Source organism: Macellibacteroides sp. (genome assembly GCF_050251695.1).
Taxonomy (GTDB): domain Bacteria; phylum Bacteroidota; class Bacteroidia; order Bacteroidales; family Tannerellaceae; genus Macellibacteroides; species Macellibacteroides fermentans.
In genome coordinates this window covers 15,773-41,336 of the sequence record NZ_JBFWMI010000014.1, presented here as the reverse complement: position 1 = coordinate 41,336, position 25,564 = coordinate 15,773, and the positions used below count along the sequence as shown (strand labels likewise).

The 25,564-nt window shown below is 37.2% G+C and carries 14 protein-coding genes; 9 read left to right on the top strand and 5 right to left on the bottom strand.

The features are described 5' to 3' along the window. The first annotated feature begins 275 nt into the window (after window positions 1–275). The 3 genes from AB7E53_RS03795 to AB7E53_RS03785 all read left to right on the top strand — a co-directional run bounded on the left by AB7E53_RS03795 (window position 276) and on the right by AB7E53_RS03785 (window position 6,327). On the top strand, window positions 276–611 hold the full coding sequence (locus AB7E53_RS03795; RefSeq protein ID WP_446774263.1) for a YegP family protein: 336 nt from the start codon (window positions 276–278) through the stop codon (window positions 609–611). A gap of 454 nt (window positions 612–1,065) precedes the next feature. Then, window positions 1,066–4,305 (top strand): SusC/RagA family TonB-linked outer membrane protein, encoded by a 3,240-nt coding sequence (locus tag AB7E53_RS03790; protein ID WP_421467969.1) that lies wholly within the window; start codon window positions 1,066–1,068, stop codon window positions 4,303–4,305. 15 nt (window positions 4,306–4,320) lie between these two features. After that, window positions 4,321–6,327: a RagB/SusD family nutrient uptake outer membrane protein gene (locus tag AB7E53_RS03785; RefSeq protein WP_350456775.1), complete on the top strand. Its 2,007-nt coding sequence runs from the start codon at window positions 4,321–4,323 to the stop codon at window positions 6,325–6,327. A gap of 657 nt (window positions 6,328–6,984) precedes the next feature. Here the strand turns inward: AB7E53_RS03785 and AB7E53_RS03780 are convergent. Next, entirely contained in the window at window positions 6,985–10,077 is a 3,093-nt protein-coding gene (locus AB7E53_RS03780) for a glycoside hydrolase family 2 TIM barrel-domain containing protein (protein WP_446774261.1), read from the bottom strand. 348 nt (window positions 10,078–10,425) lie between these two features. Between AB7E53_RS03780 and AB7E53_RS03775 the strand changes: the two genes are divergently transcribed. The 4 genes from AB7E53_RS03775 to AB7E53_RS03760 all read left to right on the top strand — a co-directional run bounded on the left by AB7E53_RS03775 (window position 10,426) and on the right by AB7E53_RS03760 (window position 17,193). Next, on the top strand, window positions 10,426–12,261 hold the full coding sequence (locus tag AB7E53_RS03775) for a ligand-binding sensor domain-containing protein (protein WP_446774260.1): 1,836 nt from the start codon (window positions 10,426–10,428) through the stop codon (window positions 12,259–12,261). A gap of 150 nt (window positions 12,262–12,411) precedes the next feature. Then, entirely contained in the window at window positions 12,412–14,409 is a 1,998-nt protein-coding gene (locus AB7E53_RS03770; protein ID WP_446774257.1) for a hybrid sensor histidine kinase/response regulator transcription factor, read from the top strand. A gap of 129 nt (window positions 14,410–14,538) precedes the next feature. Next, window positions 14,539–15,993 carry a carbon starvation protein A gene (locus AB7E53_RS03765; protein ID WP_371689004.1) on the top strand — a complete coding sequence of 485 codons (1,455 nt, stop codon included), beginning with the start codon at window positions 14,539–14,541 and terminating at the stop codon, window positions 15,991–15,993. 219 nt (window positions 15,994–16,212) lie between these two features. Then, on the top strand, window positions 16,213–17,193 hold the full coding sequence (locus AB7E53_RS03760) for an Acg family FMN-binding oxidoreductase (RefSeq protein ID WP_446774255.1): 981 nt from the start codon (window positions 16,213–16,215) through the stop codon (window positions 17,191–17,193). A 3-nt stretch (window positions 17,194–17,196) separates the two neighbouring features. On the opposite strand, the gene AB7E53_RS03755 is transcribed toward AB7E53_RS03760, so the two are convergent. The 4 genes from AB7E53_RS03755 to AB7E53_RS03740 form a co-directional block, all read right to left on the bottom strand. Then, a complete protein-coding gene (locus AB7E53_RS03755; protein ID WP_446774253.1) occupies window positions 17,197–17,799 on the bottom strand; it encodes a nitroreductase family protein in 603 nt (200 codons plus the stop codon). Between the two features lie 56 nt (window positions 17,800–17,855). Then, window positions 17,856–18,800 carry a hypothetical protein gene (locus AB7E53_RS03750; protein ID WP_446774251.1) on the bottom strand — a complete coding sequence of 315 codons (945 nt, stop codon included), beginning with the start codon at window positions 18,798–18,800 and terminating at the stop codon, window positions 17,856–17,858. A gap of 140 nt (window positions 18,801–18,940) precedes the next feature. Beyond that, on the bottom strand, window positions 18,941–19,903 hold the full coding sequence (locus AB7E53_RS03745) for a hypothetical protein (protein ID WP_446774249.1): 963 nt from the start codon (window positions 19,901–19,903) through the stop codon (window positions 18,941–18,943). Between the two features lie 4 nt (window positions 19,904–19,907). Continuing rightward, window positions 19,908–21,377: an MBOAT family O-acyltransferase gene (locus AB7E53_RS03740; RefSeq protein WP_446774247.1), complete on the bottom strand. Its 1,470-nt coding sequence runs from the start codon at window positions 21,375–21,377 to the stop codon at window positions 19,908–19,910. 275 nt (window positions 21,378–21,652) lie between these two features. Between AB7E53_RS03740 and AB7E53_RS03735 the strand changes: the two genes are divergently transcribed. Together AB7E53_RS03735 and AB7E53_RS03730 are read left to right on the top strand one after the other, a co-directional pair. Next, complete coding sequence (locus tag AB7E53_RS03735; protein ID WP_446774246.1) at window positions 21,653–22,564, top strand: helix-turn-helix domain-containing protein; 912 nt, start codon at window positions 21,653–21,655, stop codon at window positions 22,562–22,564. Between the two features lie 571 nt (window positions 22,565–23,135). Then, complete coding sequence (locus tag AB7E53_RS03730; RefSeq protein ID WP_446774244.1) at window positions 23,136–25,520, top strand: TonB-dependent receptor domain-containing protein; 2,385 nt, start codon at window positions 23,136–23,138, stop codon at window positions 25,518–25,520. Window positions 25,521–25,564: the final 44 nt, after the last annotated feature.

The following is a 25,564-nucleotide window of genomic DNA, read 5'->3' as shown; positions in this document are numbered from 1 at the left end:
TAACGGAGATCTATTCAGTATGCAGCTGTCAAACGTAAAGTATCCAATTGTCAAACGCAAGTTATCCATATGTTGAACTAACAGTATCCAGCTGCCTACTGAATAGATGCTCGTTATGTATGGAATAATAGATAGGATTATGAATTGTTTTTCATCGTATATGACAAAGTAGTCTTATAAGGTAAGATTTTAATATTGATCCTTAAACCTACATCTACTTCTAATTGTTTAATAATCAAGAAGAAATACTAATCACACCTAAAAAAAATACAATTATGGGGAAATTTATTATTTCAAAACGAACAAACGATGAGTTTCAATTTAACCTGAAAGCATCAAATGGCGAGATCATCCTTTCAAGTGAAGGCTATAAAACAAAAGTATCATGTAAAAACGGGATTGAATCAGTTCAAAAAAATTCGCCCGAAATCAAGATGTACGAAATTAAAGAGGCAAAGAATGGTAAATTCCACTTTAATTTGAAAGCATCCAACGGACAAGTAATCGGAACAAGTCAGCTTTATGCTTCCGAAGCATCATGTAAAAACGGTATTGAATCTGTAATGAAAAATGCTCCCACTGCAACTATTGTAGACGAAACGGAAAAATAGACAACCATTACACACCAACACACAGATTAGCTTCCTACATTTTAAGACGTTTATTTGTAAAGAAAGGCCTCCGACTGGAGGCCTTTCTTTATTCTATTTTGTATATAAAATACATTTTTTATACACTAGAGAGGTATTTGTTAAAAATAACGAATAGAGTAATTCTAGTTATTTATCAAATAATCCATGTATCATCAACGTACTTATTTCAATGTTTTTAGACAATTCTGTAAAACAATTAGACGAAATCAAATCTTAAATCTGGCTTTTAAACCTTCCTTTGCAATGTGTAAAATATAGTTAACACACGAAGTGTTATGAAATATATTAAATTAATCCATGTGCAACACAATTATTATTTAAACAAGAGAAATAAATCACCCCACCTTCAATCAATAAACAAGAAACATTTTTATTAATAATTAAAATCAATATTTGTTAGTAAACTAATTTTATGAATTTAAAATCAAACACAAAGAAGAGAGAGTATGCCTTCAAATTAGGAAATTGGCCATTAGGTCTGGCGTTCCTGGCATTACTTTCGTCGACCTCTGTTTTCGCAGAAAACGGGTCAGAATTAAAAGCCGGTGTTACTGTTACGCAACAAAATTCGCGTACGGTTTCCGGTATTGTTAAAGACGCCAGCGGAGAAACCATTATTGGAGCCAACGTTTCGGTAAAAGGTACTACAACCGGTACAATTACCGATATTGATGGTAAATTTTCACTGAATGTACCTGTAGGAAGTACCATAAAGATTTCTTACATCGGTTATCAGGATTTCGAAACCGTTATTACAACACAATCAACACTGGATGTTGTACTAAAAGTTGATTCTAAAACACTTGACGAAGTTGTTGTTGTAGGTTTCGGTTCACAAAAGAAAGTGAACGTAACCGGTGCTGTTAGCATGGTTGGATCTGAAGTGATCGAATCGCGTCCGGTTCAGAACGTATCTCAAGCTTTGCAAGGGGTTGTTCCCGGTTTGAACTTTTCTGTAAACACATCAGGCGGTGCCCTGGATAACAGTTTAAATGTAAACATTCGTGGAGCAGGTACGATTGGCTCCGGTTCAAATTCTTCTCCATTAGTATTGATCGATGGTGTAGAAGGAAACATGAATGCCATCAACCCGCAGGATATCGAAAGTATTTCGGTTCTTAAAGATGCTGCTTCGGCTTCAATCTATGGTGCCAGAGGAGCTTTCGGGGTAATTTTGATTACTACTAAGTCCGGTAAATCAGGAAGAACCAATGTAAACTATTCGGGTAACGTTCGCTTTACAGATGCGTTGGCAATTCCTGAGATGTTGGATTCATACAAATTCGCCCAGTATTTCAACGAAGCAGCTAAGAACTCGGGTCAGGGAGCTGTATTCAGCGAAACACAGATGCAGCGTATTTTAGCTTACCAAAAGGGAGAAATTACGGATGGTGCTACAATAAACACAACAAACAATCGCTGGAACAACTATACCGGTGCTAATGCTGATACAGACTGGTTCAAGGAAATGTATAAGGATTGGGTTCCTTCGCACGAACACAATCTAAGCGTGAGTGGTGGTAGCGATAAAATTACTTACCTTGTTAGTGGTAACTTTTTGGATCAGAACGGTCTAATTGCCCACGGTAAAGATAAGTTCAACCGCTACACTTTGAACGGGAAGATTAATGCGACTCTTTCAGAATACGTAAAACTGAACTACAGCTCAAAGTGGATTCGTGAAGATTACAAACGTCCTTCCTATATGACTGGCCTGTTCTTCCACAACATTGCCCGTCGTTGGCCGGTTAATCCAGTATATGATCCTAATGGATACTATATGGAAGGAAATGAAGTTATTCAGATGGAAGATGGTGGTATTCAGAAGAACCAAAAGGACTATTCTTACCAACAATTGCAATTGGTTATTGAACCGATTAAAGATTGGAAAATCTACGCTGAAGGAAACCTAAATACAATTACAAATTTCCAGCATTGGGAAGTACTTCCAGTATATGCACACGACGTAAATGGAGATCAATATGCATTTTCATGGGACGGACGTGCAGTGGGTTCAACTACTGTAAATGAGTATGGTTATAAAGAAAACTTTATGACAACTAATATTTACTCTGATTATTTCAAGCAATTTGATAATGGTCACTTTATTAAAGTGATGGGAGGTTTCAATGCAGAAGTAATGAAAACAAGAAGCTTGAGTGCTCAGGGTGATGGACTTATCACTCCAAGCGTGCCAACAGTAAACACAACAACAACCAATCCATCTGTTGGTGGAGGTTACGCACATTGGTCTACTGCCGGTTTCTTCGGTCGTTTAAACTACAACTACAAAGAGCGTTATTTAGTTGAAGCAAACGTACGCTACGACGGAACATCTCGCTTCGTGGGTGACGAGCGTTGGGGTGTATTCCCATCCTTCTCATTGGGTTGGAACATTGCTCGTGAAGATTTCTTTGCAGATTATACAGATAAGGTCAGCACTTTGAAATTAAGAGGCTCATGGGGTCAGCTTGGAAATATGAATACTAAGCTTTGGTATCCTTTCTATCAAACCATGAGCGTTGGAACAAACAATGGTTTGTGGCTGATTGACGGTGAAAAGACAAATACAGCCTATGCTCCAGGTATTGTTAGCTCATTGATGACATGGGAAACAATCGAATCGTGGAACATAGGTTTGGACTGGGGTGCATTTAACAACCGTCTGACTGGTACATTCGACTACTTTAAGCGTTCTACAAAAGACATGGTAGGTCCTGCTCCCGAATTATCTTCGGTATTAGGTACAGGAGTTCCTAAAATCAACAATTCAGATATGGAATCGTATGGTTTCGAACTTGAATTATCCTGGAGAGACCGCATCGGAGATTTTTCTTACGGAGTGAAAGCCGTGGTATCTGACGCTCAACAGAAAGTAACCCGTTATCCAAACAAAAGCTACAGCTTAGGTACTTGGTACAACGGAAGAATGAATGGCGACATCTGGGGTTATACAACGCTTGGTATTGCAAAATCACAGGAAGAGATGGATGCACACTTGGCTAAGGTAAATCAGAGCCGTCTGGGTAATCAGTGGGGAGCTGGCGATGTTATGTATGCCGACCTGAATGGTGATGGCGAAATCAGCAACGGAGCTAATACGTTAGAAGACCATGGTGATATGAAGATTATCGGTAACAATACGCCTCGTTACAACTATGGTATCACATTGGATGCTGCCTACAAAGGGTTCGACTTCAGCGTATTCTTCCAGGGTATCGGTAAAAGAGACTACTGGGTAAGTGGCGCTTACTTCTGGGGAGCAACTGGTGGTATGTGGCAATCGGCAGGATTTACAGAACATTGGGACTTCTTCCGTGGAGAAGACAACCCTCTGGGTGCTAATCTGAATGCCTACTATCCACGTCCATTGTTTACTTCAGGTAAAAATATGCAAACACAGTCTCGTTACTTGCAAGATGCATCCTACCTGCGTATGAAGAATATTCAGTTGGGTTATACCCTTCCTAAAAGCATAACGAGCAAGGCAGGTATGCAATCTGTTCGTGTATATGTTTCGGGCGACAACCTTGCAACTATCAGCAGTATGTCTAAAATCTTTGACCCCGAAACAATCGGAGGTGCATGGGGTGATGGTAAACTGTATCCATTAAGCAAAACGATTTCTGTTGGTTTGAATGTTAATTTCTAATTTATTTACGATCTTATGAAACTTAAAATAAGCAAAAACATAGCACTTTCATGTATTGCAATGGGTGGTTTGTTATTGAGCTCCTGTAACGATTTCCTTGACAGAGAGCCATTAGACCAGGTAACACCTACACAATACTTTAATGCAGAGGCAGATTTGGCAACCTATACAGTATCCTATTATAGCTTTCCGGTTCACAGCGGATGGGGTGTAGGAACATTGAGTCTGGACAATGGAACAGACAATCAGGCTACCAGTAATGCAAATTACAATCTATATGTAAAAGGAAACTGGAAAGTTCCTGAAAATGCTGGCGGGAACTGGGACTTCTCAAGAATTCGCGCATTCAACTATTTCTTTGAACAGGTTTTGCCAAAATACGAAGCAAAATCAATTCAAGGTTCTGAGAAGAATATCAAACATTATATTGGCGAGATGTATTTCCTTCGTGCATTGGAATACTTTAACAAGCTAAAAATGTTTGGCGACTTCCCAATTGTTACATCTACATTGGTTGATCAGCACAATGTATTGATGGAGGCAAGCAAACGTCGTCCTCGTAACGAAGTTGCCCGTTTCATTATCGAAGACCTGGATAAGGCAATTGATTTGATGCAGGAAAGCTTTAAGAATAAAAACAGATTGACTAAGAATGCAGCATTGTTACTTAAAAGCCGTGTTGCTTTGTATGAAGCAAGTTTTCTGACTTACCACAGAGGTACTCCTCGTGTTCCGGGTGAAGCAGGATGGCCGGGTGCAAACATGGATTACAACAAAGGATTTTCAATCAATCTGGATGCGGAAATTGATTATTTCCTTACACAAGCCATGGAGTCTTCTAAACTGGTTGCTGATCAGATTGATCTTACACCCAATTCTGGAAACTTAAACCCAGCCGGAACTTCATTTGCAAACTGGAATCCATATTTTGAAATGTTTTCGGCTGTAGATATGTCGAAATTCGATGAGGTTATCTTCTGGAAGTCTTATAATGCAGATTACACTACTCACGGTGTAAGTGTTTATATTCGTAACGGTGGTAACTATGGCTTGACCAAAGGTTTTGTTGATGGATTCGTAATGAAAAACGGTTTACCGATCTACGCGACAGGTTCTGGTTATTCAGGAGATGAATCAATTATGAAGACTAAAACAGGCCGTGACGATCGTTTACAATTGTTCCTTGCGGGAGAAGAAGATCGTTTGTCAACAACCAACGATACAACATTCTTTGGAGCTCCCAACATTATCGGTCTTGAAGAAGTGCGTGATGTAACTGGTTATCGCATGCGTAAATGTTTCTCATATGATCCTACGCAGGCTCCGGGTTCTGAGTTGATGTGTACCTATGGATCTATTGTTTATCGTGGTGTTGAAGCTTACTTGAACTATATAGAAGCTTCTTACATGAAAAACAAATCAATAAATGCAACTGCAGCTAACTATTGGAGAGCAATCCGCGAAAGAGCAGGTGTAGATACTGATTTCAATAAAACAATCAATGCAACCAATTTAGCTTTGGAAAATGACTTAGGCAAATATTCCGGCGAAAAACTGGTTGATGCTACTTTGTTCAACATTCGTCGTGAACGCAGAAATGAATTCATGGGTGAAGGAATGCGTATGGACGACCTGAAACGTTGGAGATCGATGGATATGGTTAAAGACTATGTAGTTGAAGGTTTCAACTTGTGGGATGAAGCATATAAAGCTAAGAATTATTACGAAGAGGTAAAAGTTAACGGTGTACCAACCGGAGAAATCAAAAATCTTCTAATTTCTGATGGTAGTGCTAAAGCCAACGTAAGTAATAAGAGCCTTAGCAAATATCTTCGTCCGTATCAGAAAGTGAAAGCTAATAATGAAGTTTACAACGGTTATAACTGGAGCAAAGCAAACTATTTGTATCCGATCGGTGTAAGAGAGCTTCAATTGGCTTCTCCAAATCAGGATGACGCTTCTCAATCTACAATTTATCAGAATCCTTATTGGCCAATTACATCTGGTCCGGCTGCTGAATAAATATTGATTACTGATAGCTGATTAAAATTAGCTGACTAATAAAAAGGACTTAGTTACTATCCATCCGGATAGTCGACTAAGTCCTTTGCTATTTAAGCGGATTCTATCTATTCATCTATTGTATTGTATAGATATCTATATCCCAGCCTGTTGCTTAAACCAATTCCTACCCTATCACAGTCAAGACAAGGAACGTGCAGGACTTAGGTCCCAGTCTATTGCTTTTACCAATTCCGACCCATACAAACAGCCTCTAAACACACCTAATTACAGGGCTTCTTACCAAGGGATATGTACACACTTCAGATCGGATAAAACGAAACAAGATTCAACAAACAGGAAGTTACTACCAAACAAATAGAACAGTGTATATACATATTTATAATCCTTCATAAAAAGGCAAAGAAAGATTGAAATTAATAACAAAAAATTAATTAAAGCAGAACCCAGATTATAACACCTTATCCACATAGGGGATATCATCTATTAAGGATACTCTTTTAAAGAATATCACAACTTGATAAAGTTTATTTCATATGGGTAAATCAAAGGGCTATACTTCCCCAATTAAGAGATGCATAATCAAAAAAATGAGGATGAAACTTTTCAGGTTTCATCCTCATTTTATAATATCTACCACCGAAATAAGTATTTATCTCATCTGGGTTGTAAAGTGAATTCGAAAGTATGAGTCTTTAATGGAACACGATAAGATTCCTGTACACCAGGTCCGCATGTAGCTGTTCCAACACCCGACTGAACTGCATCGAGGTGAACGGTTACTGTACCATCTTCAACTAAATAATTCAAATGTGTAGCATTATCAATTACACGATCGTTATATGGTAAAGCACTGAATTCGAAAGGCTTTATGCTGTTTATATAAAGTCCCCTACCCTGTTCGTCCGACAAATTCACCCAACGGGTATCTGTTCTGTTTCCGGTTGCCTGAGGTGTTATATAGGCATGATACATGGCAGGTACGGTTGTTTCATAAACTCCGATACGCCCCGATTGTTTTCGGCCGGCATAGGTCTCATGTTCTCCGCGCCCAAGATAAGATACCTGATAGAATCGATCAGGCATTGCAAATGTAATTCCTACTCTAGCCAGAGATTTTACGACCGAAGTATCCGGTGTATAGGTAGCGCCAATGTGCAATGTTCCATCTTTCTTGATTGTATATATAAAGGAAGATGTACCGGTCTTAACATTCTTAGAATTAATTAAATCAACGGTTGTTTCTACCACCCGGTTATTACCGGTTCCTGTTACCTTAATATCTTTTACTTGTTGTGTCAGGCTATCTAAGCCTGCGGCATACCAATGTTTGCTTCCGAACCGGTCGCGGTTATCATTATCTGTTGGTGCACGGAACAGGTCTAGTCTGATTGGCGAGGTAAGCATTTCCTCTCCTTTAAAAACAAAAGAGGTTAATTCGCCTGTTTTATCCGAGATAGTTGCAGAAACCAGATCATTGGTTATCGTATATCCATTCACATTTAATTTTTTACCTGCAATTCTATTTTTTGCATTATTCATTCCCTTTGTTCCTTCCAGAACAAATTGATCGTACGCAACCTCGTAGTCGGTCGACAAAAACTCAGTTTCTTTTACAGGCGTCCAACGAAGGTTTAAAAATGCTTCACTTACGGAATTGGGCAATATCACTTTCCCGATAGTTATTAATGTTGTATCGTGAGGTGCACAAGCTAAAGACATAGTTCCGTTCTTTAATACTACGCCCTGGTCGCTGGTAATATCCCAATGTAATGTATATGCACTTAGATCGGTAAAATCATTCCAGTTCTTAATCTTCACAGTAAGATTTTCTTTGGCTACCAACGTTGTTTTGATATATTGATAGATTTTTTTCACCTCCATCAGATGTGGATGAGGCTCGCGGATTGCATTTACAAGTCCGTTTCCGCAAAAATTCCCAAAACTAGGTACATCCTTTGGTCCGTAATCTCCACCATAGCTCCAGAACCATTTACCGTTGGCATCTACTTCCCTGAAGGACTGGTCCACCCAATCCCAGACACATCCTCCCTGGGCCATGGGTTCGTTTTCAAAAACATCCCAATATTCTTTTAAACCTCCTACGCTATTTCCCATTGCATGCACGTATTCACAAAGAATAAACGGACGATAGGGCTTTGGATTGGTCTGGGTAAGGTAGGCCTTGATTTCGTCAACACTACGATACATCCTACAGTAAATGTCAGTATTATAATTTTGTTCGGCACGCTCATACTGAACCAATCTGTGTTTCTCGACCGATTTCAACCAATCGTATGTCCTTTCAAAATTAATTCCGTTTCCGGCCTCGTTACCCAGTGACCAGATTACAATGCTTGGATGATTTTTCGACCGCTCGTACATGCGCTTTGTTCTGTCCATGTGTGCATCCAGCCAGGTTGAGTCTTTCGCCAGCGATGCAGCACCATATCCCATTCCGTGGGATTCGATATTTGCCTCATCTATTACATAAAGGCCATATTGATTACACAGTTCGTACCATAACGGGTCTGTAGGATAATGAGAATTACGAACTGTATTGATATTGTTTTGTTTCATCAGCTTGATATCTTGTAACATCAGCTCCTTAGTAACAGTTCGTCCTGCCTGAGAATGCTCATGACGATTTGTTCCTTTTACCAAAACCGGTACTCCGTTGATACAGAATCGTCCGTTCTTGATTTCTGAAGTTTTAAATCCAACCTGACATCCGGTGTATTGGACAACTTCTCCCTTTTCATCCAGTAACGAGATGATAAGCGAATAAAGTGTTGGCGATTCTGCACTCCAGGGTTTCACTCCGGGTATATTTTTCTTACTGAAAACGATGGCTTGATTTCCCTGCTCTTTAGATATTTTCTTTGTTTCGGAAAGTATCATATTCATTCCAGCATCCAACAATTCGTATTTTACAGATGATGAAGTGGCAGCTTTGGCAACATTTACAGTCAAATCAAACTGACAGGTTTTATAATCAACAGTATCCAAAGTAGAGATCACTTTATAGTCGGAAACATACTGCTTCGGGGTGCTATACAAATAAACAGAACGCTCTATTCCTGATATACGCCAGAAATCCTGGCATTCAAGATAAGATCCTGCACTCCATCTGTATACTTCAAGTGCAATGATATTCTCTCCATCTTTCAATTCCTTAGTAATATCCCATTCGGCGGCAGTTTTAGACCCTTGATTATATCCCATCAATTTACCATTGATCCAGACATAATAAAAAGAATTTACTCCTTCAAGACATAAAACGACCCTACGATCTTTCCATGTTGCAGGAATGGTAAAAGTCCGTCTATACGATCCTACCTCGTTTTCGGCATGAGGTACTACCGGAGGTGTCGGTTTACCGAACTCATACGTCTCATTTACATAAATTGCCGTTCCATATCCCTGACGTTCCCAGTTTCCGGGTACTTTTATATCAGCCCAGTTACCTACATAATAAGATGGTTTGTAAAAATCTTTCGGTCGGTTATCAGGGTTTTTAACCCAATGGAATTTCCATTTCCCATCCAGACTTTGATAAAAAGGAGAGGAGGTGTGATCACGCCGAATTACTGATTCTCTTGTTTCATAAGGCCACACGTATGTGTGAGGCGCTAGTTTGTTGAGTCCGATGGCATGCTGACTTTGCCATTCGGGTAGCCCGTTTTCTGATTGGGCAGATAATCCGGAACAAAGCAGCATAAAGCCTAAGGCAGCAATAGTCTTTTTCATGAATTCATATTTAATGTTGAAATGTGTCTGGTGTAGAATCCAGATATCCACTCCTTCTGTTTGGTTAAAATCCGAAGACATTACCAAACAGAAGAGAGCGAACATCCTCTTGTTGTGTTTTTCTTATGTATTATAAATCTAGCTTTGGTAACGTATATCTTTTACCGTAAAACTTGTTACGGTCTGTTTTTCAGCGTATTGTTTTAATATTGGCAAAGATAGCACTCCTAGTTCTTCAAAAAGTGTGTTTTTGTCTATTCTTATTACATTTTTGTTTATAATAGAATGAATGAAGTGTGGTTTTTTAATTTTCCAAAATAAAACTGTACTTTTACATTTATATAATTCATGTATATGACAACTAGTATGTATTATAAACGTTTCATCTGTTTCGTTGCCTTATTTATTTTTTTTACTGTATCTGGCAATGCAATTCCAGAATATTATTTCAAACAAATTTCATTGCAAGAGGGATTGTCACAGTCAACCGTTTATTGCATGTTGAAAGACAATAAAGGAATGATCTGGATTGGGACTAAATTCGGATTAAACAGATATAACCAGTCGGAGGTAAAATCCTATTACAACGAAATAAACAACAACCGGTCGCTCCCGGGGAATTATATCTACTTTATAGCGGAAGATTCTCTTAAGAACATCTGGATTGGAACCGACAGAGGGTTGGCAACCTACAACAGGGAGACTGATGACTTTACAACTGTTACATTCGAAAAGCAGCGTATTAATCCTCAAAGTTTTGTTACAATGCACGATCGTATTCTTTTTGGAGAATCCGGTCGTCTTTTCAGCTTTGATTATAAGTCTGAGAAACTATCGATGTTGGAAGCTACAGATAATCCCATAAAAAACGAGATGATAAATAATCTGGCACTTTGGCGATCTGGAGAATCAGAATACACGGGTAAGGTTATTATTACGTGTAAATGGAAAGGCATGTGGATGTTCGATCTGCAGGATCAAACACTAAAAAAAATATCATCTATAAATGAAAGTAATATTTCCAGTTCTTATATTGATTCCTCTGATAGGATATGGGTGGCTCCTTATGGTCAAGGACTAAAATGTTATTCGAAAGAAGGGAAACTCATTCATCAGTTTTCAACCAGTAATTCGGGCTTAAGTAATAATGTTGTTCTTCGCATGGTTGAAAAAAACAATCAACTATGGATAGCTACAGACGGAGGAGGATTATCTGTACTTGATTTAAACAACTTTTCTTTCCGTGTTATTGAGCACAGACCAGGCGATCCTTATTCAATTCCAGTCAATTCCATTGTCAGTCTTTACAATGATGATGAAGATTATATGTGGGCCGGAAGTATTCGAAACGGGTTAATCGGAATTAAAGAGATATACATCAAAACTTACAAGGAAGCTCCGATGAATACACCTTATGGTTTGTCGGACAAAACGGTAACCAGCCTTTTTGAAGATCCATCCGGAATTATCTGGATCGGAACAGATGGAGGTGGAATTAACAGGTTTGATTCCACGAACAAGACTTTTAAACATTACCCCTCCACGTATGGTAATAAAATTATTTCACTTTCGCAATACAGCAGCAACGAGTTGGTTTGCTCTGTTTTCAGTAAAGGGTTATTTCTGTTCGATAAACGTAATGGCAGTTTTCGTAAATTGGAAATATGGAATGCAACAGAAAGCAACCGGATCTTCAATAGTGGATATTCCGTCAATATTGCATTATTGGACAAAGAAAACCTTCTATTGTTAGCCGACACTCCCTACTTCTATAATTACAAAAGCAAAAAAGTAGAAATACTTCCTTCAGTAAACCAAGAAGTTGCAATTTGGTATCCTCAGAAATTTCATTTTAATGAAACACAAACACATCTCATTGCAGGAAATTCGATTGTTGAAATTGATAACAGACGAAAAACGATTCGGACACTCATAACGCTTCCGGATTCTATAAGAAACATCGAAGCATTTTGTAAAGATGATGAAAATTATTTCTGGATTGGCACATCCGACAACGGATTATTTCAAATCAACGCTACCACAAAGAAGATAAAGAAAATTCAGACGCAGCTATTCAGCGGTGTAACATCTCTAACTTCCGATTCGAACGGAATGATATGGGTAGGTACACACAATTCATTATTTGCCTATCTCCCTTCCGAGAACAAATTTGTTGCTTTCTGAGAATCTGATGGCGTTTACGCCAATGAATATGTAAATAAATCCACCCTTCTTACTCGTTCGGGAGATTTATTTATCGGAGGAGTAAACGGTCTGGTTCAGATAAAAAACACAATTCCTTTCAATGATTTTCCGGAACCTGTTATCAGTCTGATGAGTGTGGAACTGGACGGAGCTATTTGCAATATTGAAAAAGGTGAGAACACTTTATCCATCCCTTGGAATTATTCAACATTAAGTCTTAATGTGATCGCCCAAGAGAAAGATCCAATGAGAAAAAAGATATTTCGTTACGAAATTATTGGTGAATCTCATGAATTGATCTCCTCACAAAGCAACTCTTTAACATTACACACACTACCTAGTGGTAAATATCGAATTATGGCTTCTTGTTTAGGACGCGATGGTAATTGGAGTGCTCCTGTTGAGGTACTTAATTTACACGTAAAAGGGCCCTGGTGGAAAAGCGGATGGTTTACCGCTCTTTACTTATTGTTTTTCGTTACTTTAGCCTATGTATTATTCCGTTATAGTATTCTCAGAAAAGAGAATAAATTAAAATGGAAACTAAAAGAACAAGAACAACTCATCTATGAAGAAAAAATAAGTTTCTTAATTAACATCAGTCATGAACTAAGAACCCCACTCACCTTAATTTATGCCCCCTTAAAACGAATGCTTGATAAAAGCAATCTTGAGGAAACTGTAAGTAGTCAGCTAAGCTCCATTTACAAACAAGTGCATAAAATGAAAAATACAATAAACATGGTTCTTGATGCACATAAGATGGATGAAGGACAGAACTCGCTTTCTTTAAAACAGCACGATCTCAACAATTGGATTGTATCAATCGCCGATGATTTCCGGATGGAATATAAATCCTCTGGAATTGAGTTGTCTTACGATTTGGACCCAACGGTTGGATGTATCTCGTTTGATGAAGTTAAGATAGAGATTGTCCTTTCCAATCTGCTGATTAATGCATTGAAATTTAGTGAATCCGGAACTAAAACGATTGTTTCTACACAAAAGAAAGATAATAGTGTGCGGATCAGCATCTCTGATGAGGGAATTGGATTAAATAATGTAGATCCCAATAAACTCTTCAACAGATTATATCAAGGTGTACACGATCGAAGCGGTAGTGGGATTGGCCTTTCTTACGCTAAAGCTCTTGTAAAAATGCATGGGGGCTTCATTGGTGCAGAAAATAATCCCTCAAAAGGAGCTACCTTCTTTATAGAGTTACCTCTATCTCTAAAAGAAACTCAGGTGATAAGCAATAAAACGGGCATGATGAATGAGTTTATTTTCAACAGTTCAGAAGATAAAGCTCCTGTAATAACAGACTCCTTTGAATTAAATAAGTATACTATTTTAATTGTTGAAGATGAACCCGACCTTAGAAACTATCTGAAGCAAACATTAAAGGAGTACTTTAATCAGGTTTATGTGGCAGAAAATGGAGTTAGCGCCCTTAGTATTATAGCACAAAAACATCCTGATATAATTGCGTCGGATGTTATGATGCCTCAAATGGATGGTTTTGAATTATGTAAAAAAATTAAAGAAGATATTGAAATAAGCCATATACCGGTTATTCTTCTTACAGCTTTGAGCGGTCAGGAAAGTTCCGATTTGGGATATAAGTTAGGTGCGGATGTCTATATTTCTAAACCTTTTGAAATTGATTTACTGGTTGCGGTAGCCAAAAACATTATCAGAGGAAGAGAACTTACAAAAATCAGGCATAAGGAAACATCTGTTGTGATTTCACCTATAGAATCGACTTACAGCAATGCAGATGAAAAATTTATGATAAATTTAAATGCTTTGATAAACAAAAACCTAAGTAATTCCACCCTCGACGTTCAGTTTATTGCAGACAATCTGGCAATGAGCCGTGCCTCGATATACAACAAAATGAAAGAACTGGTAGGTATAGGCATAAAAGATTATATTAACAAAATCAGGCTAACGGAAGCTACTCATTTATTAGTCAATACAGATTTAACGATTATGGAAATTGCAGATAAAACAGGTTTCTCCAATCAGCAATACTTTAGTACTGTATTTAAACAGGCATACGGTACATCTCCGTCCAAGTATCGATCAGAGCAGACCGGAATGAATGAAAAAAATGAAAGCTGATTGTATTGATAAAAATAGGTCCGTATTAAAAAATAATGATAGCAACAGTGCCATAATTATAAAAAAACCACGTAATTTGCCGGGAAAAATATAACACTTTATCTAAAAACTATTAAAACTCAGAATTGTATGATTACATTTATTTGTTCAATCGTCTTATTAATTGGTGGTTATTTTATTTATGGTACTTTTGTGGAGAAACAGTTCGGAGCTGACGGGAACAGGAAGACTCCAGCCTATGAAAGTGAAGATGGGGTTGATTACGTACCCATGAGTTGGAGTAAAATTTTTTTGATTCAGTTTCTTAATATTGCAGGTCTCGGACCTATTTTTGGAGCAGTCTTAGGCGCTGTTTATGGACCATCTGCTTTTATATGGATTGTTTTAGGAAGTATTTTTGGAGGGGCCACTCACGATTATATATCCGGAATGATGTCGTTGCGTAACAATGGTATGAGTTTACCAGAAATAGCCGGCAGGTATATGGGAAACGGATTCAAACAATTAATGAGGGCATTCACATTAATGCTTATGATTTTGGTCGGTGTTGTTTTCGTTGCTGGTCCGGCCAAGTTACTGGCAAACATGACTCCCGAAGTATTAGATTATACATTCTGGATTATTACAATTTTCATATACTATATACTTGCTACAATTCTTCCGATCGACAAATTAATTGGAAGAATCTATCCTTTTTTTGGATTTGCTTTATTATTTATGGCGGTAGGTATTGGTATTTCAATATTTATTCAGGGTGCTCCAATCCCTGAAGCCAGTTTATCCAATTTACATAATATGAATGCCGATCCTGATAAATTTCCAATCTTCCCGATGCTTTTTATTTCTATAGCCTGCGGTGCTATCTCCGGATTTCATGCAACTCAGTCGCCTTTGATGGCTCGTTGTCTCAAAAATGAGAAACAAGGAAGAAGAGTTTTTTACGGAGCAATGATAGCAGAAGCAATTGTCGCACTTATATGGGCTGCTGCAGCCATGAGCTTCTTTGGAAATGTAGGTGGGTTACAACAATTTTTAGCAGATAACGGAAATAATGCTGCTGTCGTAGTAGATAAGATTTCTCATTCCTGGCTCGGTAAATTTGGCGGATTATTAGCGATTATTGGAGTTATTGCCGCCCCCATTACATCCGGAGATACGGCATTTCGTTCTGCAAGATTGATTGTTGCCGATTTCCTGAAGTATAAGCAAAAAAAGGTAATCAACCGCATTATCCTTTCGGCTCCCATTTTTATAGCCGGTTTTTTCATTCTTCAAGTCAATTTTGATGTTATCTGGCGCTATTTCGCATGGTCTAATCAAACATTGGCAGCCTTTACATTATGGATGATTACAATCTATTTTGTCAGAATGAACAAGAATTATTGGATAACCCTGCTTCCGGCGCTGTTTATGACAATGGTTACCACTACTTATCTGATCGTTGCCCCCGAAGGATTCCGTCTACCTCTGAATTACGGATATGCTATTGGATTTATAACAACAACGTCATTATTGCTTTGTTTTGCTTATTGGGCAACCAAATTAAGAAAAACCGAGTCAATAAAAATAAATTCAGAAGACTGATATCTACAATACCTCTGCAAATACTATTACTTTGTCAGTATATGCAGAGGTATTATATTTATTTATCAGAAAAAAACATCCTTACATACTATTTTAACAATCATTTCGTTTATTGTTTCAATATTTAATAATTATATTTGACCGTTTATTTACATTAAATTGACTATTTATTAATTTATTGCACTAATTAGTAACAACCTATTAACATTATCCCAATTTATGGAAAAGCATCTTTCTGATTTGTATACGATGTCTGCTTATGCAATTAAAGCACCATCCAGTCACAACACTCAACCCTGGATTATTTTTATTAAGGACAACGGCTTCGAAATTTATCCAGATTTTAGTAATCCTCTTACTATAGCCGACAACTTGAATCGAGAGTTATATATAAGTCTGGGATGTGCTATTGAAAACATATGCCTTGCAGCTAACGAAAAAGGATATGGGGAAGCATTAACATTTATTCTAAATGAAAATCAACAAGTAAACGTTCGAATTGATTTATCCAAGGGGACAGCTAATCCTAGTGCCTTATTTTCGCAAATTAACAAAAGACAAACTAACCGATCGGTGTTTTTTGACCGGGAGATTCCGGATAAAGAAATAACAAAGTTAACTAATCTGAAACTGGATGAAGGTGTAAAGCATTTTATCTATAAGTATAACGCTACAGAATTTAACCTGATACGATCTTTCGTAAGAGAAGCCAATGAGATACAATTGGCAGACGATCGATATAAAGACGAACTCTTGAGTTGGATTCGATTTTCTAATAGTCAAATAAATCAATTCCAAAACGGATTATCATATAAAACATTAGGAGTCTCAATAATTCCACCTTTTCTACGTAAAATTATAATTAAGTCTCAACTCAAGGCATCTGCTCAAAACAAAGCCGACGAAAAAAGGATGCAGACTTCATCTCATTTCGTTCTGTTTACGTGCGAAAAGAATACACCAGAAGAGTGGATCAAGCTAGGGCGTTCACTTCAACGTTTTTTACTCCAGACATGCAAAATGAAAATTGCATCCGGATTCTTAAACCAACCCTGCGAAGTAGAAGTTATTGCAGATAAAATGAAAGATTGTCTCCAAATTGAAAACAGACATCCAGCTATTCTGCTTAGAATAGGTTATGCCCATCCCGTAGCCTATTCGCCACGGAAACAGGCATCGTCCATTATATTCAATAAATAATAATTATTTATAAACCTTAAAGCGGTCTGTCAATGGTTTGAATTCCTTTTCACCTGGTTTTTGTACCGGTACCCCAAATGGCATCTCGGCAATTAGCTTCCAGGAAGAGGATAAATTCCATTCCTCTTGTACGGCCTGATCTATTAGTGGATTGTAATGTTGTAAGGATGCTCCGAAGCCGGCTTCCTCAAGAAGCGTCCAGACACCCAGTTGGTGCATTCCGGATGTATGCTGAGACCATACAGGGAAATTATCCGCATAGGAAGGAAATGCATCTTGTAATCCTTTAACAACTGATTGATCTTCAAAAAACAGTACAGAACCATATCCAGACGCAAAAGCTCCTTCAATCTTCGATTCGGTTGCAGCAAAAGATTCTGCCGGAACGATCTTTTTTAGAGCATCTTTTGTTATCTGCCATAGTTTTTTATGATTCTCGCCCAATAAAAGAACAATACGTGTAGACTGAGAATTAAATGGAGAGGGTGTATGTAATAATACATGAGAAATAATATCTTCTATCTCCTGATCACCTATTAGCGATTTATTACTCAGTGCGTAATATGTTCTTCTTAGCTTAAGAGCATCTTTAAAATTAGCAGCCATAGTTATTTATTTTAATTATTACACTTATAAAACAATCAACTATGGAAAATGTTTATTCAATTCAATTTACGAAGATAAAACTCCAGATACATATATAACAAAATAAACATGACCAGTACGCAAGCCATATACAACCACCGGTAAGGAAAGAGAATAAAATAACCAGCAACTATCAGGGATTGAACAGATGCATACAAGAATGAAACGATGATTGGAGGAATATTACCTCTTGAAACAAGCAACTGATAGATATGTCTACCTTCGGATTCAAAGATATTTTCTCGCCGAAAAATCCTATAAACTACAGTAACAATACTATCAATAACACAAACAACCATCAGAATTAAATAAGAAACATCATTTGTGAGCAGGATAAGTTTCCAAAGGGCAAACAGTACAATTACGGCCAACATCCCTGCTCCGGCCTCGCCCCCCAGTGCCCGGCTACGGTATTTAATATTAAAAAATATCAATAAAAAGGATAAAACGATCGCTATCCATAAGTACATTTCGTCAATAAAGGGAACCATCCGTGAATTAATAAAGGCAAGCGTCAGTAATACCACAAAAGAAGTAGCACCACTTATTCGATTAACCCCATCAATTGCACGAAACGAATACATTATTAACACTGAAACAATTAAGACAAGTGAAAAAGAACAACATATACTGTCGTTGTATATATCAAGATCATTAAACATAAACAACAACGATCCCCACAAAGCCAGATGCTGAATGAGTTTAGAAATTGGCTTTACATTATTCCACAAACCAACTACGGCCAATAAGGTTATAGCAAAAAAGAAACCAGGATATACAAAACCATGGATAACACTAAAAAACAACATGCCAAGGTACAAAAGAAGTCCCGCTCCACTCCATACAGGACGTTGATCCTTTTCCCTTTCATGTATAGCCGCAAAAAAAGATGTTTTATTTACCAACCGTATATAAAACATTTCGGTTAGTATTAAAACAATCGCAATCATCACATAGACCATTTCACCCCTATTTAATTGAAATATAATCCTAAGATAAAGCAACCGATACTTATGCAGCAAATATACTATTATTTCACTAAACAGACAATTTAAGATCTCAATTTTAACAATATCAATGAAATAAGATCACGCATCAAGCTCTATCGGGAATATTCATTTCCCATCAATTTCAAATCAGAACATACTATTTTCGTAAATTGTTCGGCTCCGTCTAAAGTCAGGTGAGTGGAATTATAGAAGCATGATTTATCATAACAAATCGGATGCGATGAATAATCAAGAAAAGGAACACTCATTTTATTGGATATATCCCTGTAAATCTTAACAATTGAATCTCTATTTAATATAAGTTTCTGTCCCTCTATATATTCTGGAGAATATACCATTACAACCCGTATGCCTTCGCCTGCTGTCTGCCTGAGGAAGGAAGTTAAATCTTCAATTACATTCTTATCAACTGGCATTTTTTTCCCCATTGGATATTGAGCTTTGAACTGTTCGAAAGTTCCGTCCCATTTATAGTTTTCATTTATAAAACCTTTATACCTCTCTACACCCGATTCCGGAATACCAATAAAGGAAAAAAGGCCCTGTTTCATTGCCTCAAAACAACGATTGTATTTTGTGACCGGATTATAATAGTCGAACCACTGAAAACCATTTTTATAACCCTTTAGCCCCTTTTGAATTTCCGGCTCATTTAAGATTGGAATAAACTGCTGTCTGTCCGGGATACCATCTTCAGTATGTAGCGTTGTTCCTGCATCAACAGATAAAATTACAACAGATGGTTTATCTGCGAAACGTCTGTAATAATTATACCTTAATCGTTGGAACGGGAACGTAGCATTTGTCGCTCCTAAATTATAACTATCAACCCGCAGAAGCGAATCAATTATCTGAGTTGAAAAATGCCGGTAGGCTCTTGAATTTCCAAGGATAATCCAATTTGAATGAATAGAATCGGTACGATACCGGTTCCATTCTCCAAATTCACCCTTCCTCAGCGATCGTAATCCATGATCCGCCAACAGTCCGAAAATGATTCCCAGCACAATCAACAAAGCAGAAAAGAGTCCTATTTTAAGTAAAAAATTTCTCATCAGATTAAAATTGGAAATAAATAAATGTTTCTTCACCGCCACCAAAGAGGAAAATAGCCATCAACAGAAATAGATAAATTGACCATCTCCAAATCCGGGATTTGATTTTATCCAAAACCAAGCCATGCAATTCAAAACGTTGAACCCATTCTACCGTAAGCATAAAAAGAATAAACATGATGCATTTGGTCGAAAGATAAAACAAGTCAGGGATTTCAAAAAGCGAACCTGTAAACATGGCATTCAAATATTGAACTGCAGCATTGATATTTTTTGAGCGGAAAAATATCCATCCAAGTAAAACCAAAAAGAAGGTAGAAAGCATTTGGAAAATCTCTTTTCCTGAAGGAAAGAATCTATTCTCAGCAACAACATCAGTAAACCGACGATTCTTTTTTAACAGCAACAAAGGCAAAAACAATAATCCATGATAGCTACCCCAGGCAAGAAATGTCCAGTTTGCACCATGCCAAAATCCGCTCACAACGAATACAGTCAGCGTATTTCTAATGTTAAACAATAAATTACTCCTGCTCCCGCCCATCGGTATATATACATAATCGCGAAACCAGGTAGAAAGAGATATATGCCACCGTCGCCAGAATTCAGCAATATCTCTTGAAAAATAAGGGTAATTAAAATTTCGCATTAATGAGAACCCAAACAACCGGGCTGTTCCTATTGCTATATCCGAATATCCGGAAAAATCACCATAAATCTGAAAAGCAAAAAACAGAGCACCCAACAACAGTGCACTGCCAGACTGGTAACCAACCCCGTCAAACACCTGATTTGCATATATAGCACAAGTATCAGCGACGACCATTTTCTTAAACAGTCCCCATAAAATTTGTCTCATTCCGTCAACGGCTTTGTCTGAATCAAAAGTTCGTTTCCTATAAAATTGTGGAAGAAGATTGGTTGCTCTTTCGATAGGACCTGCAACTAACTGGGGGAAAAAACTTACATAAGCTAAAAAAGAAATCAGATTGGTTGCCGGTTGTAATTTTCTACGATAGACATCTATGGAGTAACTTAAAGCCTGAAATGTGTAAAAGCTAATTCCTACTGGAAGAATAACTTTCATCGTATGAATATCAAATTCTTTTCCGAACAGGCGAAAAGCTTCAACAAAACTATCCACAAAGAAATTATAGTATTTGAATCCGGCCAGTAATAAAACATTAATAAGGATATTGATGGCAGACACGTACCATGATGGAGAAAAACGCATTGTACTCCGTGATTCAAAATTTTCTGTCCGAAACCTTACAATCAATTGCCCGGCTACAAAACTACATACAGAGGTAAATCCAATAAGTAATAAAAAACGCCAATTCCACCAACCATAAAAAATATAGCTGACACAAACAATGAAAAGATTTTGCCATTTTAGATTTGAATTAAATACAAACCAATAAAGCAAAAAAACGATGGGGAGAAAGAATGCAAACTCCAATGAATTAAATAACATCTGCGTATTAGATTCGTTCCATGCAAAAATAGTAAATCAAGCCGAAAGGATAAAACATTTCAATCGTTTTGCAATCTTATATTAATAATTCTAAATTTGTTATACAAAACTTCCTGAAATCAAAATCTATTTTGTTTCTTTGCTAGTACTTATGAATTAAATACTCAATATTCATTTTGAATATTTGATTCCTTACATGATGCGCTGACTAATTTATTCGTTTTATCTTACTTCTCAGGAAGGTTAAGTAATAAAATAAACATAATTCCAAAATTATGAATAAATTAGTATATCGTTCCTATAAAGAGAGTGACATTTTGAAAGATTTAAGTGAATTCGAGATTAACAATGATTTCGGATGCAACAACTATGTAGCACGAAGTAATTCATTGTTTCGCAGTTTCAGCTTTAATAAAGGTGAGCAAGTCAGTATTGAGCTTATAGAAGAAAATTCAATCATCATTATTGCTGAAGGGACGTTTCTGGCAAGTGGCCAAACCCATCAATCAAAGATTTTAAATTCCGGACAGATGTTTTTAAGGACGAAAGACTCCGGCAATTTGGAAGGTGAAGCAGCCGAAGATTTATCCTTAATCTGCATTCAGTTCAATAATATTATTAGCACTTGTGAGAAAACCGCTCTTGACAAAATTTCAATTTATTGCCCCGCTAAAGCCGATGAATTTGAAATATTGGAAATAAATGAGGCCATGAAGCTGTATATAAACGGAATATCTCTTTTGTTCAAATCAGGAGCCTTCTGTAATTTCATGTATGAATTAAAGAAAAGAGAACTTATTTTTATTTTATACACATTTTATGACAAGGTAAATTCCGCTCGTTTTCTACTTCCCTTAATTGAAAATCAAAACAATTTCATCAGTTTGGTTCTAAACAAATTTTCAATCAACTGTAATGTTATCGAGCTTGCCGATAGATGCAATATGTCACCCAAAACACTTACCAGAAAATTCAAGGAACATTTCAATGATACCCCCTATCAATGGATTATTCAACAAAAAAATAAGAACATATTAAGCAGATTGGCACAACCCAACGTAAACATACAAGCAATCTCTGAAGAGTTTGGTTTTTCATCTTCTGCTCATTTTATCAGTTACTGCAAAAGATATCTTAAACAGACACCGTTGGTTATTCATAAAGAAATAAGGAAAAAGGCTATTTAACTTAACGCATCTTTTTATCCAATCTTTGTCTCATTTGTATAATTATCAGTCTGCGATTTGCATTTTGTTCCAAAACATTATAAATAATTTTGCAGTCTATTTTACACGATACACAGAGAGAACCATCATGCTTCGGTTACTTAATTAATATAGATACAATTGCTTCGGTTTACTAATTTAAAGAGTTAAAAATGAAGAATAAGCATTATTTTGAAGATAAAAAGGCCTATGATGCATACATCAGGAAATGGAGAATCATTCAGACAATATGTGTAGTCATATTTATAGTTATTTTCTTGTTTTTAATTTATCTTGTTTATCAGGAAGTCGTTTGTAATAAGCCGGTACTGAACTGGCTGTAAATCGACCTCGCATTTAAACGACTCCATTCAACTATCATCTTGATTTTCTTTCTTCACTTAATCCAATCTCTGCAACTCAACCTCAGTTTTTTGCAGTTCGTCAAATAAATTTGACTGTCCACGTTTTCGTTTCATAGATTTGTCTCAAAAACAAATCATATGAAACGACAACCTATATTCATTTCCCTTTTTATGCTAAGTACGCTTATATGTTTTGCTCAGCAACAATCTTAATAACTGGTAGTGTATTTACAAACGACTATTTACCAGCCGAAGGAGCCAACATCGTACTATTATCAGCCACCGATTCGGCATTTATAACCGGAACTGCAGCTAATAAGAATGGAAATTTTCAACTCAAAGAGATAGCCAAGGGTTTGTATTACGTACAGGTATCTATGCTTGGATATCAAAAAAACTCCTGCAAAGCCAATGTTTTGGCAGGAAAATCTTTTATGCTTGACACCATTTACCTACAACCGGAGGCAATTGGTCTTAATACAATTGTAGTCACGGCAAAGAAACCTGCGATCCAAATAGAAGCCGACAAAACGACAATCAATATGGAAGCCACCATTGTCAATACCGGAGGAAATGCATTCAGTGTATTGGAGACTCTGCCCGGAGTATATATTAACAGCAACGGAGCTGTTTCATTGAATGGAAAGAACGGAACTAAAGTCTTGATTGACGGAAAACCCGCTTATTTGCAAGGAGAAGAACTGGTAAGCTTTCTTAAATCCACACCGGCCACATCCTTAGATAAAATAGAATTAATTACCAATCCTTCGGCCCGATACGATGCAAGCGGTAATTCCGGACTTATTAATATACGGACTAAAAAAACAAGAATAATGGGATTTAATCTGGGGATTACATCCAACTTTATGCAAGGAAAATATGAAAAGAGTAACCATTCTGTCTATTTCAACCATCGAAAAGGAAAATTCAACCTTTTTGGGATGTATGGGTATTATAGTGGCAGAAATTACGTTGATCTGCAAGTGATACGTGAATTTAAAGAGGAAAATCCTTCAGAACAAACTACATTCAACCAATTAAGCTATAGGAAGCGGAATGAAGATTCCCATTATTACAAAGGGGGCATACACTATTTTGCATCGTCTAAAACCACATTCGAACTGGCTCTAAACGGTTATACATCCAACCAGGCAGAATCCGGATCTTTAAATTCCAACTTTATCAACCACATTGGAAAACGGGATTCATCCATTAAATCGTCGACAATTAACGACAACATGCGAAACAATATCTCGGGTACCATTGGATTGATACATAAAATAGACAGTACTGGGAAAGAGGTTAGTCTGTCGGCCGACTATCTTCACCATGCTGTAGACAATGATCAGTACCATAATGACCTTTTCCTGTATACCTCTCAAAATGAGATTATGCCAGAATCGGCTGGAACTAAAAAAGGAACTATCGATTTATTATCCATGAGAAGCGACTTCACCTATCCGGTAAATGAAAAACTGCTTTTGGAAAGTGGTATTAAATCGGAATATGTGAACATAGATAATACATCCGACTATAAAAACAGGGAACAACAGGAATGGGAGCCTGATTACGGACTAAGCTCTCATTTTATCTATAAAGAAAACATCAACGCACTCTATTTTAACTCTCGAATTGCACGTTATAAATTTGTATTGGAAGCTGGATTACGTATAGAAAACACAAACATAAAAGGACAGTTGCCGGGTAACAGGTTGCAAGCCGACTCTTCCTTTTCCAAATCCTATATCAATCTATTTCCATCGGTTACGTTAAGTTATCAGGCAGGAAAGAATCACACACTGAATCTATCCTACCGACGCAGGATAGATCGGCCTAATTACCAGGATATGAATCCTTTCGTATATATTTTCGACACCTATACCTACGAACAGGGTAATACCACCCTGCAACCCCAATTCTCAGACAATCTGGAACTCTCATATCTTCTGGCAAATAACTATAAAGTGGCAGTTTTTTATAATCAGACTAACGACGTAATCGCTAAATCTTTTATTCTGAGCGAAAACAGCAAACGAGTATATGTGATGCCTAAAAACCTTGCTACTTACAGATCTTGCGGAATCCGATTAAGTGCCGGTAATCTCTCGCCTGTAAAGTATATGCAGTCTACCGCCAGTATCGGCTTAACACACAATCAATATGAATGGAGTCTGATACAAGACGCAAACAAAACTGCACAAACAACGCTGATGTTTCACGTAGGGAACCGCTTTTTGCTAGGTAAGGGTTGGTTGGCAGAGCTGACAGGATATTATAATGGGCGAATGGCAATGGGGCAAATGAAAATAGCCTCCTTCGGACAGCTTACTGCCGGTATTCAAAAAAAGTTATGGAACGACAGAGCCAGCATATCCCTTTATTCCAACGACCTGTTCCATACCAACCGGGTAAATATGACCACCCGTATCGGCAACAGTACGGCCCGGATCTTTGAAAAGGAAGATCATTGCATTCTGGGAATTTCATTTACATGGAAATTCAGTAAAGGATTCGAATCAAAAGAATTCAAACGAAAAGGTGAAGCTTTTGACACAAAACGTATAAATTTGTAATATTCCTACAATTAGTTTATAAAGCATCGGTATAATAAATAAAT

Coding starts and splice junctions, on each gene's coding strand:
- AB7E53_RS03775 (WP_446774260.1), top strand. CDS start 10,426: ATGTATATGACAACTAGTATGTATTATAAACGTTTCATCTGTTTCGTT.
- AB7E53_RS03760 (WP_446774255.1), top strand. CDS start 16,213: ATGGAAAAGCATCTTTCTGATTTGTATACGATGTCTGCTTATGCAATT.
- AB7E53_RS03765 (WP_371689004.1), top strand. CDS start 14,539: ATGATTACATTTATTTGTTCAATCGTCTTATTAATTGGTGGTTATTTT.
- AB7E53_RS03780 (WP_446774261.1), bottom strand. CDS start 10,077: ATGAAAAAGACTATTGCTGCCTTAGGCTTTATGCTGCTTTGTTCCGGA.
- AB7E53_RS03790 (WP_421467969.1), top strand. CDS start 1,066: ATGAATTTAAAATCAAACACAAAGAAGAGAGAGTATGCCTTCAAATTA.
- AB7E53_RS03735 (WP_446774246.1), top strand. CDS start 21,653: ATGAATAAATTAGTATATCGTTCCTATAAAGAGAGTGACATTTTGAAA.
- AB7E53_RS03795 (WP_446774263.1), top strand. CDS start 276: ATGGGGAAATTTATTATTTCAAAACGAACAAACGATGAGTTTCAATTT.
- AB7E53_RS03745 (WP_446774249.1), bottom strand. CDS start 19,903: ATGAGAAATTTTTTACTTAAAATAGGACTCTTTTCTGCTTTGTTGATT.
- AB7E53_RS03740 (WP_446774247.1), bottom strand. CDS start 21,377: ATGTTATTTAATTCATTGGAGTTTGCATTCTTTCTCCCCATCGTTTTT.
- AB7E53_RS03730 (WP_446774244.1), top strand. CDS start 23,136: ATGTTTTGCTCAGCAACAATCTTAATAACTGGTAGTGTATTTACAAAC.
- AB7E53_RS03755 (WP_446774253.1), bottom strand. CDS start 17,799: ATGGCTGCTAATTTTAAAGATGCTCTTAAGCTAAGAAGAACATATTAC.
- AB7E53_RS03785 (WP_350456775.1), top strand. CDS start 4,321: ATGAAACTTAAAATAAGCAAAAACATAGCACTTTCATGTATTGCAATG.
- AB7E53_RS03770 (WP_446774257.1), top strand. CDS start 12,412: ATGAGTGTGGAACTGGACGGAGCTATTTGCAATATTGAAAAAGGTGAG.
- AB7E53_RS03750 (WP_446774251.1), bottom strand. CDS start 18,800: ATGGTCTATGTGATGATTGCGATTGTTTTAATACTAACCGAAATGTTT.